This is a genomic window from Stenotrophomonas sp. 85239_Sma (genome assembly GCF_056481725.1).
The window spans coordinates 959,786-973,034 of record NZ_CM151163.1 but is presented as its reverse complement, the minus strand read 5'-3'; the positions used below and the strand labels follow the sequence as shown (position 1 = coordinate 973,034).

General features: G+C 65.0%; 21 protein-coding genes. 20 read left to right on the top strand and 1 reads right to left on the bottom strand.

The window, feature by feature from the left end:
* The first annotated feature begins 10 nt into the window (after positions 1 to 10).
* Genes ACYKG1_RS04505 through ACYKG1_RS04460 form a run of 10 tightly spaced genes read left to right on the top strand, consistent with a single transcriptional unit; the run spans position 11 to position 5,107 of the window.
* On the top strand, positions 11 to 661 hold the full coding sequence (locus ACYKG1_RS04505; protein WP_005412416.1) for a Gabija anti-defense Gad2 family protein: 651 nt from the start codon (positions 11 to 13) through the stop codon (positions 659 to 661).
* Positions 662 to 673: 12 nt separating this feature from the next.
* The gene (locus tag ACYKG1_RS04500; RefSeq protein WP_049417451.1) at positions 674 to 2,548 is read left to right on the top strand and encodes a DNA polymerase; all 1,875 of its coding nucleotides are present in this window, start codon (positions 674 to 676) and stop codon (positions 2,546 to 2,548) included.
* Positions 2,530 to 2,868: a hypothetical protein gene (locus ACYKG1_RS04495; protein WP_050483582.1), complete on the top strand. Its 339-nt coding sequence runs from the start codon at positions 2,530 to 2,532 to the stop codon at positions 2,866 to 2,868. Before ACYKG1_RS04500 ends, ACYKG1_RS04495 begins: the two co-directional genes overlap by 19 nt.
* The gene (locus ACYKG1_RS04490) at positions 2,865 to 3,230 is read left to right on the top strand and encodes a hypothetical protein (RefSeq protein ID WP_005412414.1); all 366 of its coding nucleotides are present in this window, start codon (positions 2,865 to 2,867) and stop codon (positions 3,228 to 3,230) included. The genes ACYKG1_RS04495 and ACYKG1_RS04490 overlap by 4 nt, the downstream gene beginning before the upstream one ends.
* 28 nt (positions 3,231 to 3,258) lie before the next feature.
* Positions 3,259 to 3,384 (top strand): hypothetical protein, encoded by a 126-nt coding sequence (locus ACYKG1_RS04485; protein ID WP_005412413.1) that lies wholly within the window; start codon positions 3,259 to 3,261, stop codon positions 3,382 to 3,384.
* Complete coding sequence (locus tag ACYKG1_RS04480) at positions 3,381 to 3,629, top strand: hypothetical protein (RefSeq protein ID WP_005412412.1); 249 nt, start codon at positions 3,381 to 3,383, stop codon at positions 3,627 to 3,629. The genes ACYKG1_RS04485 and ACYKG1_RS04480 overlap by 4 nt, the downstream gene beginning before the upstream one ends.
* On the top strand, positions 3,626 to 3,937 hold the full coding sequence (locus ACYKG1_RS04475; RefSeq protein ID WP_043033722.1) for a hypothetical protein: 312 nt from the start codon (positions 3,626 to 3,628) through the stop codon (positions 3,935 to 3,937). Before ACYKG1_RS04480 ends, ACYKG1_RS04475 begins: the two co-directional genes overlap by 4 nt.
* Positions 3,934 to 4,083, top strand: coding sequence for a hypothetical protein (locus ACYKG1_RS04470; RefSeq protein WP_005412410.1), 150 nt, complete (start codon positions 3,934 to 3,936; stop codon positions 4,081 to 4,083). Before ACYKG1_RS04475 ends, ACYKG1_RS04470 begins: the two co-directional genes overlap by 4 nt.
* Complete coding sequence (locus ACYKG1_RS04465; protein WP_004154583.1) at positions 4,080 to 4,913, top strand: hypothetical protein; 834 nt, start codon at positions 4,080 to 4,082, stop codon at positions 4,911 to 4,913. The genes ACYKG1_RS04470 and ACYKG1_RS04465 overlap by 4 nt, the downstream gene beginning before the upstream one ends.
* Positions 4,901 to 5,107, top strand: a complete 207-nt coding sequence (locus ACYKG1_RS04460; RefSeq protein WP_005412408.1) for a hypothetical protein — start codon at positions 4,901 to 4,903, stop codon at positions 5,105 to 5,107. The genes ACYKG1_RS04465 and ACYKG1_RS04460 overlap by 13 nt, the downstream gene beginning before the upstream one ends.
* 25 nt (positions 5,108 to 5,132) lie before the next feature.
* Here the strand turns inward: ACYKG1_RS04460 and ACYKG1_RS04455 are convergent, their stop codons facing one another.
* Positions 5,133 to 5,441 (bottom strand): hypothetical protein, encoded by a 309-nt coding sequence (locus tag ACYKG1_RS04455; RefSeq protein ID WP_032961816.1) that lies wholly within the window; start codon positions 5,439 to 5,441, stop codon positions 5,133 to 5,135.
* Positions 5,442 to 5,509: 68 nt separating this feature from the next.
* Between ACYKG1_RS04455 and ACYKG1_RS04450 the strand changes: the two genes are divergently transcribed.
* The 10 genes from ACYKG1_RS04450 to ACYKG1_RS04405 all read left to right on the top strand — a co-directional run bounded on the left by ACYKG1_RS04450 (position 5,510) and on the right by ACYKG1_RS04405 (position 13,229).
* On the top strand, positions 5,510 to 6,046 hold the full coding sequence (locus ACYKG1_RS04450; RefSeq protein ID WP_004154581.1) for a deoxynucleotide monophosphate kinase family protein: 537 nt from the start codon (positions 5,510 to 5,512) through the stop codon (positions 6,044 to 6,046).
* 64 nt (positions 6,047 to 6,110) lie between these two features.
* On the top strand, positions 6,111 to 6,290 hold the full coding sequence (locus ACYKG1_RS04445; protein WP_005412407.1) for a hypothetical protein: 180 nt from the start codon (positions 6,111 to 6,113) through the stop codon (positions 6,288 to 6,290).
* A gap of 20 nt (positions 6,291 to 6,310) precedes the next feature.
* A complete protein-coding gene (locus ACYKG1_RS04440) occupies positions 6,311 to 6,463 on the top strand; it encodes a hypothetical protein (protein WP_005412406.1) in 153 nt (50 codons plus the stop codon).
* Complete coding sequence (locus ACYKG1_RS04435) at positions 6,456 to 8,012, top strand: portal protein (protein ID WP_005412405.1); 1,557 nt, start codon at positions 6,456 to 6,458, stop codon at positions 8,010 to 8,012. The genes ACYKG1_RS04440 and ACYKG1_RS04435 overlap by 8 nt, the downstream gene beginning before the upstream one ends.
* A 16-nt stretch (positions 8,013 to 8,028) precedes the next feature.
* Entirely contained in the window at positions 8,029 to 8,172 is a 144-nt protein-coding gene (locus ACYKG1_RS04430) for a hypothetical protein (RefSeq protein ID WP_004154577.1), read from the top strand.
* Positions 8,172 to 8,957, top strand: coding sequence for a capsid assembly protein (locus ACYKG1_RS04425; protein ID WP_005412404.1), 786 nt, complete (start codon positions 8,172 to 8,174; stop codon positions 8,955 to 8,957). The genes ACYKG1_RS04430 and ACYKG1_RS04425 overlap by 1 nt, the downstream gene beginning before the upstream one ends.
* A 26-nt stretch (positions 8,958 to 8,983) precedes the next feature.
* On the top strand, positions 8,984 to 9,937 hold the full coding sequence (locus ACYKG1_RS04420) for a major capsid protein (protein ID WP_005412403.1): 954 nt from the start codon (positions 8,984 to 8,986) through the stop codon (positions 9,935 to 9,937).
* Between the two features lie 99 nt (positions 9,938 to 10,036).
* Complete coding sequence (locus tag ACYKG1_RS04415) at positions 10,037 to 10,627, top strand: hypothetical protein (RefSeq protein ID WP_005412402.1); 591 nt, start codon at positions 10,037 to 10,039, stop codon at positions 10,625 to 10,627.
* Positions 10,627 to 12,759 (top strand): phage nozzle protein, encoded by a 2,133-nt coding sequence (locus tag ACYKG1_RS04410; RefSeq protein ID WP_005412401.1) that lies wholly within the window; start codon positions 10,627 to 10,629, stop codon positions 12,757 to 12,759. Before ACYKG1_RS04415 ends, ACYKG1_RS04410 begins: the two co-directional genes overlap by 1 nt.
* Positions 12,756 to 13,229 (top strand): hypothetical protein, encoded by a 474-nt coding sequence (locus tag ACYKG1_RS04405; RefSeq protein ID WP_005412400.1) that lies wholly within the window; start codon positions 12,756 to 12,758, stop codon positions 13,227 to 13,229. Before ACYKG1_RS04410 ends, ACYKG1_RS04405 begins: the two co-directional genes overlap by 4 nt.
* The last annotated feature ends 20 nt before the right edge of the window (positions 13,230 to 13,249 follow it).

Below are 13,249 nucleotides of genomic sequence, written 5' to 3'. Positions count from 1 at the left end.
GGGACCAACCATGACTGCCGAGCAACACGCTCGGTCCCTGTTCGACGTGTTGCCGGCCGAAGTCCGCCACCTGGTGATCCTGGGTGGCGGAAGCCTGCGCGCGTTCTACGACGGGACCGAAATCAAGGACATCGACTGCTTCTTCGTGTCACTGGCGAGCTACACCTACGTGGCCGCGTACCTGAGCGGCCGTAACGACTGGACCAGCGAGGCCGCTCCGAACGGCATCCGCAACTTCCGCTCGCCCGAGGGTCACCTCGTGAGCCTGATCGGCTTCGAGTTCGGTACGCCGCACGAGCACTGCGCCCGGTTCGATCTGCGGTGCTGCGCCCACGTCGCCATCTACGAACCCAGCACCGACGAGGTGGTGGTCGTATCCCTCGAAGGCGCGGTTGCCGACGCATCGGAGAAGCTGCTGTTCGTGCTGAACAACAACGGCACCGAGCGCACCATCCGCCGCATCACGCACTACGTCGAGGATTACGGCTACACGCTGCATCCCGACCAGCCCGAGCAGGACGAACTGTTCGAGGACGACGACTTCCCCGGCCACGCGCCGCAGGGCGTCCACACGCCGCCGAAGGCCCCCGAGCCGGAGTACATCCTCCGCGCCCGCCGCCGCGTCCGCGCAATCCCCGTAACCAACCACGGCTACCCGTAAGGAGGACCGCCGTTGATCCTCGTATTCGACTGCGAGACCAATGGCCTCCTCGACGAACTTGACACGATCCACTGCATTTCCCTCCAAGAGGTAGATGAGACCGGCGCACCGCGCGGTCCCATCCTGTCCGCCAACGATCACGGCACGGGCGAAATGACAGTCCGTCAGGCCGTCGAGAGGCTCAAGAAGGCCAAGCGCGTTGTCGGCCACAACATCGCCGGATTCGACATTCCGGCTATCGCCAAGGTGTTCCCGGACTTCAAGGTCCAGGCGTACTTCGACACGTTGCTGATGTCCACGCTGGTCTACCCGGACCTCAAGGACCGCGACTTCAAGGCCCGCAAGAAGCAGGGAGCGAACCCGGTGTTGCCGGGCAAGCTGATCGGCCGCCACGCCCTCGAAGCGTGGGGCTACCGCCTCGGTCGCTGGAAAGGCGACTACGCGGCGCAGATGGCCGCACGCGGCCTCGATCCCTGGGCACAGTGGTCTCAGGAAATGGACGACTACTGCGACCAGGACGTTGCGGTCACGCAAGCGCTGTTCGCGTTGCTGATGAGCAAGGGCCTCCCTACCGAGGCCATCGAGCTGGAGCAGGCCGTCGCGCCGATCCTCTCGCGTCAGCAGCGCTACGGCTACCTGTTCGATCAGGAGAAGGCGCGTGAGCTGGAGTGCATCCTCGTGTCCCGGCGCACTGCGCTGGAGGCCGAGCTGCGCAAGGTCATTCCGCCGTGGAAGGTGGTGAAGCGCAAGTTCGTACCGAAGCGCGACGACAAGCGCCGCGGTTACGTCAAGGGCGTGGAGGTCACGACCTACAAGGACGTGGTGTTCAACCCGGCAAGCCGCCAGCACATTGCTGACCGCTTGACTGCAATGTACGGCTGGCAGCCCCAGGAGTTCACCGAGAAGGGCCAGCCGAAGATCGACGAAGAAGTCCTGGGCGCGCTCAAGTTCCCGATCATCCCGCTCCTGCTGGAGCACTTCATCGTCAACAAGCGCCTCGGCCAGCTCGCCGAAGGCGACGAGGCGTGGCTCAAGGCCATCAAGAAGGACGGCCGCATCCACGGCAGCGTGAATCAGAACGCAGCGGTGACCGGCCGCATGACGCACTCGAAGCCGAACATCGCTCAGGTGCCGAAGGTCCAGCACTCGAAGGAGAAGGGAATCCTCAAGGGCCAGGAAGGCGGCTACGGATTCGAGTGCCGCTCGTTGTTCTGCGTCCCAACAGGGAAGCTCCAGGTCGGCGCGGACGCCTCGGGATTGGAGCTGCGCTGCCTGGCGCACTTCATGGCAAAGCACGACGGCGGCGAGTACGCCAAGGTCATCCTCGAAGGCGACATCCACTCCGTCAACCAATCGGCGGCAGGACTGCCAACCCGCGACAACGCCAAGACCTTCATCTACGCCTTCCTCTATGGGGCAGGCGACGCGAAGCTCGGCTCCATCGTTGGCAAGGGTCGCCAGGCCGGGGCGAAGCTCCGCTCGAAGTTCCTGGCCGGGCTGCCTGCGCTGGAGAAGCTGGTACGCGGGGTCAAGAAGCGCGCGGCCGAGAAGGGATACCTGATCGGTCTCGACGGCCGGAAGCTGCACATCCGCAGCGACCACGCCGCGCTCAATACCCTGCTCCAGTCGGCCGGTGCGCTGGTGATGAAGAAAGCCCTGGTGATCCTCGACGCCGACCTGCAAGCCGCAGGGTTGGTGCCGGGCGTCCACTACGAGTTCCTCGCCAACGTCCATGACGAGTGGCAAATCGAAGTGGACGAGGACAAGGCCGAGTTCGTGGGCAAGACCGCCCAGGCTGCCATCCGCAAGGCTGGCGATTACTTCGGCTTCCGCTGTCCGCTCGATGGCGAGTTCAAGATCGGAAGGAATTGGGCCGAGACGCACTGACCCGCGGCAAGCGGGACATTGCACTCGCCCTGGTGCGCCAAGCGAAACGCCGGGCAGCTAGGAAGGGACTGCCGTTCGACCTCACGTCGGACGACATCGTGGTCCCCGACTTCTGCCCGGCACTGGGCATCCCGCTGTACCGCGCTGTCGGGCGCAAGGCCCAAGGCCCCAACTCACCCACGCTCGACCGCATCGAACCTGACCTCGGCTACGTCCGGGGCAACGTGCGCGTGATCTCCGCACGCGCGAATCAGATCAAGTCCGACGCGACTCCCTCGGAGCTTCTGCGAGTCGCCTGTTACGTCCAAGAGAACCGATGAACCCAACCAACATCCTGCGCGCCCTCGCGGCGCTGCTGGTCGTTGCCGCGCTCGCGGCAGGCGGCTTCGCAGCCTGGAAGTACACCGCAATGGCCCAGCGCGTGACGGAGCTGGAGGAGTCGGCAAAGGAACTGGCCGACCTCAAGCAGACCGTCGAGACCCTCAACCGCGAAGCCGTGCGCCGCTCTGCCTTCGATGCAGCGCTGCGGAACGCCCGCGCCACCACCAACCGCTCTGTGGAGATTGCAGCAAATGCTGACCCGGAAACTGGCGATTACCTGTCTCGCCGCATTCCTGACGAGCTGCGCCGCGCACACCTCGAAAGTCGTGCCGGAGCAGTTCCTCCAGCCGACCGTCATTGAGGGCACGCACTCCTCACTCGACGCCGTGATGGCTGACCCGACCACCACCACCTACGACCTCTACCGCTTCGGCGGCAACGCCGAGGACGGCCTCCAGCGTTGCAACGCCGACAAGGCGAGCGCCCTGGAAGTCCTCAAGGAATCGAACCGATGAACGAGAACCGGCTTCGCGTGCATTTCATTGGCGGCCCCGCTGACGGCGATGTCCGCGTGATCGATCCGTGTACCACCTACCGCGTGGCTGTGCTCGAACACCAGCCCGAGGTTCATGCCTACAACGCCAAGTGCCCGTGCTGCACCGAGCGCATGCTGCGCCCCGTGGAGTGGAGCACCGCGACCTACTTCATCCGCCGCGTTAGCGAGAAGTGCTGGGTCGCCGTACACGAGAGCATGGTATGAAGCGCGCTCTCCTGATCCTGGCGCTGTGTGCTGGCCTCGCTGCGTGCGATATGAAGCCCTGGCCGCCGAGTGCGGACTATGGCTCGTGCCTGAAAGGGCACAGCGAGAACTCCTACATCATCATGTGGCAGTCGATGTGTACGGGGAACTCCTGCACGCAGATTCCGTACACCATCCCGACCACCGACTTCGTGTGCGACGAGCACGAGTACCCGCTCGGCGACGGCCCGGAGTACCAGGCCGGAATGAAGCGCTACGCCGCCGAGCTACAGGCGTGGTATGAGCGCCACCCGGAGAAGCGGCCATGACTTCCTACGTCACCTATCGGCCACCGCAGGCGGCCGGTTCCTGGGTCATTGGCGGCAACTTCTTCGTGCAGGTCCGGGAGCGTCCGAACTGGCTGCACCGCTGGTTCGCGCTGGCGTTCCTGGGATGGCAGTGGGTGGACGCATGAACAAGCGCGGCCCCCTGCTACTGATCGACGCCGATGTGCTGCGCTACCAGCTCGCGTTCTCGAACACCGCGAACATCGACTGGAACGGCGACGGCAACAAGGTCGAAGCGATCCAGCCCGAGCGCGCGAAGGCGAAGCTGGAGGACTACATCGACGAGATCGTCGAGAAGTTCGGCGCGCGTGATTACCTGCTGGCCCTGTCCTGCAAGAAGCACAACTTCCGCAAGGACATCGACCCAACCTACAAGCTCAACCGTGCCAGCAAGGACAAGCCTGCCCTGTGGTACGTGCTCGACGAGTTCGTCTACGACGAGTTCGGCGACAAGATCGTGGAGATCGAGAACCTGGAAGGTGACGACGTGCTGGGGCTGCTGGCCTCGCACCCGAATCCGAAGCGCGCGCCAGGCAGCCGCATCGTCGTGTCCATCGACAAGGACATGCAGACGATCCCCGGCATCCGTCTCTACAACCCCAACCGTCCCGACGTGGGCGTCCGGCCGATCTCGGCTCACGACGCTGACCTGTTCTGGATGAAGCAGGTGCTCACGGGCGACCAGGTGGATAACTACCCCGGCTTCCCCGGCATCGGCCACAAGGGCGCGGACGAGCTGCTCATGCCCATCCACGAGGCGTACCGCGATGCGTCCGTCGAGGAGCACCTCGGCGCGCTGTGGAACACCGTCGTCACCACCTACACCACCCGCATCCCCCGCGGCGGCACCGAGCCGCTGTCGAAGCACGATGCGATCCGCCAAGCACGCCTCGCGCGAATCCTGCGCTACGGCGACTACAACCCCAAGACCAAGGAAGTGAAGCTGTGGAAACCCTGATCCTGTTCATCACCATCGTCGCCGTGCTGGCCGTGCTGTTCGCCTTCGTCGCCTACGGCGCTGCCTGGCTGTGGTGGCGCAGCCTCAACACCCTCGAACGCACCCTGTACCGCTCGGCTGGCAGCGTCAAGCTGTGGCCGGCCGCTGTCGGCGTTGCTGGCGCGGCTTGGCTGATCGCCCGGTGTTTCGCCTGACGACAACCAAGCCACCTGATCCTGCTTACCGCAACTCGTCCACGTAGAACTGCTTCCAGTGTGCAATCTCTGACGGATTCCGACTTACGGGTTCTCGGCTATTGAAAACCCAAAGCTGGATCGCCTTCGGCGTAGTCAACGTTTCATACGTGCAGCTGAACTCAGTGAGCTTATCTGTGATGAGCTGCTTGGCCGCATCGTAGCGCTCTCGCTGAATTCCTTGTGCTTGCCCTGATGCCACGAGCGCATCCATCGCCTCCTGTAGGCCATAGAGCTTCTGTGCAAGCTCAGAGATTTCCGCTCCGTTTGTGTTACTCGGCGTAGAACTCGCCATACCTGTCTCCTTCCATAACGAACACGAATTGTACCCGGCTAAGGCCGGGTTTCTCTTTTGGAGTCCCCATGAAGATCATCGGAATCACCGGCCGCGCCCGCAGCGGCAAAGACACCCTGGCCGAGTTCCTGGTCAGCGACCACGGCTTCGTGAAGCTGTCCTTCGCGGCCCCGATCCGCGCCTTCGTGGCGGACATCACCGGCCTGCCGGTGTCCGCGATGGAGGACGGCCCGCTCAAGGAGGAGCCGCTCGACTGGCTCAACGGGCAGACCCCGCGCCGCCTGATGCAGACCGTGGGCACCGAGTGGGGCCGTGAAATGATCGACCGCGACCTGTGGGTCAAGGTGGTCGCGCAGAAGATCCGTCAGGCCCGCCGCGACGGCGCTGCTGGCGTCGTGGTGTCGGACGTTCGCTTCGACAACGAGGCGCAGTTCATCCGTGAGTGGGGCGGCCAGGTGGTCCAGGTGCTCCGCGACAGCGCGGCCCCGGTCTCGGCGCATGCCTCCGAGGCAGGCGTCCACGGCGACCTGATCGACACCGTGATCGACAACAACGGCCCGATCCACCGCCTGCGGATGGTCGCGGAATCGCTGGCCCGACTCTAAGGGTTTAGTGGTCATCATCGGGGGAAACGACAGTTTCCCCACCTATTCATAACCCAGGAGTTCTATGCAAATCCCTCTGCACTCCTACGACCTGATCGACCTCCTGGACGAACTGCACCCCGAAGTGATCTACGACCCCGCCAAGCCGAAGGAGGAGTTCCTGCTCCGGCAGGGCGAGCGCCGCCTGATCCTCCGGCTAAAGGCGCTGCGGAAGGTCGAGCAGATGGAGCACCGCGCCCGCTAATCATGTGCAGCAAGCCCAACATGCCGGACCAGCAGGAGAAAGACCCGATCCTGCTGACCCGCCAGGACACCCAGCCGACCGGCCACGCGGCCGATCAGCGGCGTAAGTCCAAGGTCCGACTGGACCTGAACAACGCAACGCAGTACCAAGGACTGACCATTCCGAATGGCTGACGCCAAGCAGACCTCGGCCGAGAAGCAGACGGCCGCGAAGCGCTACGGCGATCTCAAGTCCAACCGCAAAGAAGCCGAGACGCGCGCCAAGCGCTGCGCCAAGGTTACCCTGCCCCGCCTGTGGGTGGACGAGGGCGCGAAATCGCGTACCCCCGGTTCCGCCTACATCGACACCGGCCCGAAGTGCGTCAACGCCCTGGCCTCGAAGATCGTGCTGGCCTGGCTCCCGCCGAACGCCTCGGTGTTCAAGCTCGCGCCTGACCAGGCAGTCGCCGAGAACATCGCCGAGCAGGCTGGCGTGGAGACCTCCGAACTGGAGGCCGCGCTGGTGGACGTGGAGCGGGTCATCGTCAACGACCTGGAGACCAGCGGCGTCCGCCCGGTCCTCAGCGAGGCGGCCAAGCACGCCATCGTCCTCGGCAATTTCCTGCTCTACGACCCCGACGAGGGCAAGCCTAAGCTGTATCCGCTGACCTCCTACGTGACCGACCGCGACGGCCTGGGCAACGTGCTGGAGATCATCACGCTCGACAAGATCGCCCCGGCCATGCTGCCGGACTCGATCCGCGCGGCGGTGATGCAGAAGCTCGCCCAGGAACGCGACGAAAAGACCAAGAACGACGACGTGAACCTCTACACCTGGGTGCGTCGCTCGGAAGATGGCAAGGAGTGGGAAGTGGTCCAGGAGGTCGAGGGCGTCGAAGTCCCCGAGACCGTGGGCACCTACCCCATCGACGCCTGCCCGTGGATTCCCCTGTGCGCGCCGCCGTCCCTCGTGGACGACTACGGCGAGGGCTTGGTCTACGACTACGTGGGCGCGTTCGAGTCGCTGGAGGCGCTGCGCAAGGCGATCCGTAAGGGTGCCGCCGCGCTGGCGAAGATCATCATGTTCCTCAAGCCGACCTCGACGATCCGCGAGCGCCAGCTCACCGAGGCCGAGTCCGGCGCGGTGCTGCGTGGCGAGGCCAGCGACGTGACCACGCTCCAGCTCCAGAAAGCCTACGACCTGAACTTCGTGCGTCAGGAGGCCGAAGGGCTGGCGAACTCGCTGGAGCTGATCTTCGGCGTGAAGTCCGCCGTGCAGCGCCCCGGCGAGCGCGTGACCGCCTACGAAATCCGGGTGCTCACCCAGGAACTCGACGACGCCCTCAGCGGCTTCATGGCGATGTCGGGCGAGCAGCTCTTGCTGCCGCTGATCCGCCGCCGCCTGCACAAGCTCCAGAAGCAGGGTCGCCTGCCCGAGCTGCCGCAGGAACTCATCAAGCCGCGCATCACCGTTGGCATCGCCGCCCTCGGCCGCGGCCACGACCTGAACAAGCTGATCGAGTTCGGTCAGGCAGTGGATGCGCTTGTCGGCGCAGAGGAGAAGGCGCGCCGCCTCAACAGTGGCGAGGCGATCTCCCGACTGGCCGCCGCTTCCGACATTTCCACCAAGGGCCTGATCCGCTCCGACGACGAGCTTGCTGCCGAGCAGCAGGACGCCTCGGCGCAGGAGGCGATGGTCCGTGCCGCTCCGAATATCGCCTCAGCGATGACCCAAACCCCGTAACCCCGAGAAGGACGCAATGTCGAACGAAACCACCGAGAAGCCCGCCAAGCCGACCAAGGAAGCCCCGAAGGCTCCGAGCGTCGAGCGTAAGGGCAAGGCCGAGATCACCCGCAAGACGAACGGCCTGGTCATCGTCAACTACAAGCCCGAGGACAAGTAATGTCGCAGCCGGGCAAGTCCGAAGTGACCGTCAGCCTTGACGGCATCAACGGCCAGCCGACCCCAGGTCAGCAGCCGCCGCAGAACTCCCAGGACACCCAGCAGCCCGCACCGGGCGCGCAGGGTGGCACCGATGGCGAGCGCCTGTTCGGCGGCAAGTACAAGACCGTGGAGGAGCTGGAAGCCGCCTACGCACAACTGAGCACGCCAGCCGACGACAAGGGTGGCAAGGGCGGCCCCGCGACCATCGACGACGCCACCGCGGATGACGCGCGTGACGCCTTGGCGCGGGCTGGCCTGAACCTGGACGACTTCGCCACCGAGTTCAACTCGAACGGCTCGCTGTCCGAGGAGAGCTACAAGAAGCTCCAGGACGCGGGCTATCCGAAGGAGCTGGTGGACGTGTACGTCGATGGCCTGCGCGCTCGCGTGCAGACCTACGAGAACGCCGTCTACTCGCCCGCAGGTGGCAAGGCCGGTTACGACGGCCTGGTCCAGTGGGCTAAGACCAACCTGAGCGCCGAGCAGAAGCGGGCGTTCAACGAAGCGGTGCAGTCCGGCGACGCCGGCCGCGCAGCGCTGGCAGTCCAGGGCCTCGTCGCCCTCCGTGGCGGCAACGGCCGCCTTCTGAATGGCAAGACCGCATCGAACGCCGATGCAGGCCCCAAGCCGTTCCAGTCGCAGGCGCAGGTCGTCGAAGCGATGCGCGATGTGCGCTACCACCGTGATCCGGCTTACCGCGCGGAAGTCTCCGCCCGCCTGGCCGTGTCGCCGCTGTTCAAGTAATCCACTCAACCTCAAGCAAGGACTAAATGTCGGACGCAATCCCCTCCCGCCTGGGTCAAGCCCAGGCCAACGGCGACGCCTGGGCGCTGTTCAAGCAGAACTACACTGCTGAAACCATCACCAGCTTCGTCGAGAACTACAAGCTGGACGGCCGCGTGTCGGTGCGCAACATCGAGAGCGGCAAGTCCGCCTCGTTCCCGAACGTCGGCACCATCGGCTCCGAGTACCATGTGCCGGGCACCGAGATCAAGGGCCTGGTGGTCGAGCACAACGAGACCATCATCACCCTCGATCCGATGCTGATCTCGCACGCCTTCATCGCCAACATCGACGAGGCGATGAACCACTACGACGTGCGTTCCGAGTACACCCGTCAGCAGGGTGCGGAGCTGGCGCTCAAGCGCATGCAGAACGAGCTGCGCTGCGCGATCCTGGCCGCTCGTACCACCGAAGGCAAGGTCGAAGGCCAGCCGGGTGGTGCCATCATCAAGGCCGCCACGATGGCCTCCGATCCGACCGTGCTGGCCGATGCGTTCCGCAACGCCCGCATGCTGTTCGACGAGAAGCTGCTGCCGGACAACCCGCAGGAGTTCACTGGCGCACTGGCCCCGGCTCAGTGGTATCTGCTGACCGAGAACAAGGACTTGATCGACCGCGACATCAACGCGGAATCGAACGGCTCCTACGGCCAGGCGATCATTTCCTCGGTCGCCCGCATCCCGCTGGTGAAGATCAACGCGATGCCGCGTGTCGATGAGTCGGCCCTGGCCTCGATCCCGGCCAAGTACCGCGGCAACTTCGCGGACACCGTGGGCGTGATCTTCCACCGCTCGGCGGTCGGCACCCTCAAGCTGCTGGACCTGTCCCTGGAGGACGTGTACCAGGGCGAGAAGCAGGGCACCCTGATGCTGGCGAAGTACGCGCTGGGTCACGGCATCCTGGCTCCGCGCGGTGCCATCGAGCTGTCGAAGGCCCCGTAAGCAATACCGCGCCGTTGGGCAAATCCCGCGGCGCTTCAATCTCTCTCCATCTACGGGGGACATCCACATGGGTGTCCCCCGTTTTTTTGCCCCGAATCCATGAACCTCGAACTCACTCCGACCACGGAACTCGAAGCCGTCAATGTGCTGCTCGGTGCTATCGGCGAAGCGCCGATCAGCGACCTCGAAGCGCTCGGCAACCTGTACGCCTCGCAGGCGCGCGACACCCTCCGCGCGGTGAGCCGCGAGGTCCAAACCGCTGGCTGGTGGTTCAACACCAGCGAGTCGTTCACCTTCACGCTCAACGCGGAAGGCAAGGTGCTGCCGCCGCAGTCGATCCTCAAGCTCGTCCCCGCACGCGGAAGCGAGCCGCTGGTGATCCGAGGCACGCGCCTCATCAACCCGCTCACCCTCGCCGACACGTTCTCGTCGGCCCCCACCGCCGACTTCGTGACCTGGTTCCTCGCCTACGAGGAGCTGCCCGAGTCGGCCCGCCGCTACATCGCCGTGCGCGCTGCGCGTCTGTTCCAGACGAGCGTGCTGGGTAGCGACCAGCTCTACGTGTTCACCGAGAAGCACGAGGAGGAGGCATACCTCATCTTCGCGCAGGAGCACGCCGACTTCACCTACGCCCGCGGCCACAACTTCCTCAGTGGCTCGACGGACGTGTCTGATATTTGGGACCGCTGATGCCGCTAATCACGGGGGACTATCCCTCGTTCCTGGGAGGCGAGTCGCAGCAGGACGATACCGTCCGCTCGCCGAACCAGCTCACCAAGGCGATCAACGCCTGGCTGCATGCCGCAATGGGCGCTGGCAAGCGCCCGCCCGCCGAGTTCGTTGCTGGCCTTGGCGTCACCCTCGATCACGACTGTGCCTTCCACTCCATCGTCCGCGATGAGAACGAGCGCTACATCGTCGCCGTGGGTCACCGCAGCATCCGCGTGTTCGACCACGAGACCGGCAAGGAATACACCGTCAACGCCACGGGCGACGCGCTCAACTACCTGGACACCCAGGGACAGCGTGCGTGGTCGTGCTTCGCGCTGGCGACGTTCTCCGACACCACCTTCATCGTCAACCGGCTGGTAGACGTGAAGCAGAGCGATGAGCTGTCGCCCGGTTCGCTGTACGGATCGGCGCAAACGATGTCCGACCTGCCGAAGCCCGGCGACAAAGGCTCGGCCGTTGTGCCGACCGGCGCGATCTACAACATCATCGGCTCGTCCGAATCGCAATTCGACGACTACTACGTCCAGAAGCAGTCCTCCTCGGTCTACCTGGAGGTCGCCCGGCCGGGCATCAAGCACCGCTTCGATGCCAAGACGATGCCGCACATCCTCAAGCGCATCCCCGATCCAGTGCATGCGGACGGCTTTTGGTTCTCCTTCGGTGGACCGGAGTGGACCGCGCGCCTCGCGGGTGACGAGCAAAGCAACCCGTTCCCGTCCATCGACGGCCAGCGCATCCGCGAGGTGTTCAAGCACCGGGACCGCCTAGGCTTCCTGGCCGGGGAGAACGTGCTGATGTCCGAGGTCTCCGATCCGTTCAACCTCTGGCGCACTTCGGTGACCCAGGTGCTCGACGCCGACCCCATCGACGTGAGCGTCAGCGGGTCTAACGGCGTCACCACGCTCTACCACGCAGTCCCGTTCCAGTCGGCCCTGTTCCTTGCCGCTGCGGGCGGCCAGTTCCTCCTGACCGCCGAGCCGTACCTGGCCGCCAAGAACGTCAAGAGCGATCCGGTCAACAGCTACAGCAGCTCGCCGTACATCCGGCCGAAGCTGATGGGCGAGTCGCTGTACTTCACCGAGGACAGCGGCGCATACGCCAGCGTGCGCGAATACTTCATCGACGACCTGTCGGTGACCGGCGACGCCGCCGACGTGACGGCGCATGTGCCCAAGCTGATGCCGGGCCGCATGCGAGCGATGGCGAGCGCAAGTGGTGCCGACTGCGTGTTCTTCGCTCCTGACGAGCCGACCGACGCGCAGCTCTACGTCTACTTCGTCCGCTGGATCGGCGACGAGAAGCAGCAGTCCGCATGGACGCGCTGGTCAATCTCCGGCGTCGGTCGCATCGTCCACATGCACGCCATCAACGACGTGCTGTACGCCGTCGCGGAAGCCCCAGGCGGCGGCTGCGAGCTGCTCAAGTTCCGCATGGTGCTCAACCAGCACGACACGGATGCCACGGGCGACTACAACTTCCTGCTCGACCGCATGCTGGTGGTGCAGCCCACCTATCAGCAGTTCGGCAACGAGACCTGGATCGACCTGCCCTACATCGTGCCCGATGGCATGACGGTCACCGTCCTCAAGACGGACGACTGGCAAGACCCCGGCGCGTACCTGGACATCACCAAGGCGCGCTGGGACAACGCCCGCACCCGCCTTGCGCTCCCCGGTAACCACACCGAGGGCCGCGTGGTCGTCGGCATGGACTACGAGCACCGCCTCACCCTGACCAAGCCCATCGTTCGCGGTGGGCAGAACCAGGCCGTGCTGGTGGGCCGCACGCAGGTGCGTGACATCGAGGTCGCCTACAAGGATGGCGCGTACTTCGAGCTGGAGGTCGAGCAGCACGGCAATGGCCGCGTCGAGACCTACGTGGCGTCGCACTCCGGTGCGTACACCGCGCGCGTCCTCAACGACTCGGTGTTCCGCACCAGCGCCCCGACGTTCCACTCCGGCTCTCGCCGGTTCCCCGTGCTGGGCGACGCCAACAGCGTCCGCATGCACCTCGTCAACCGCCTGCCGTTCCAGTGCTGGTTCCAGTCAGCACAGTGGCGCGGCATGTTCGTCTCCCGCAGCCGAGTATGACCCTGACCTATCGAAGCCCCACCGCCAGCGACATCCTCCACGTCGCCGAGAACATGCGGCAGGAGGACATCCTGGAGGTGGCGGCTTCGCATGGTCACACCCCGCTCCAGGCGCTCGCATTTGCAGTGACCGCGAGCGACCGCAGTTTCGCCGCGATGCACGACGGTTCCCCCGTGTGCATCTTCGGCTTCAGCCAGCACGCCGAGGGTATCGCCTCGGTTTGGCTGCTGGGCACCGACGCCCTGGTGGCTCCCACGTTCTGCCGCACGTTCCTCCGAGAAGCTCGGCGGATCAGCGACGAGTGGTCGGCCACCTTCGGCACCATCTTCAACTTCGTCGATGTCCACGCCGTCACCACGCGGCGATGGCTCGGCTGGCTTGGCTTCCGCGAGAGCGGCGTCGAGTCCGCCTACGGCTTCGCCAAGACACCCTTCGTCCGAGTAACCAAGACCCCATGTGCAACCCCGTAGCAGTCCAGGTCGGTATCGCC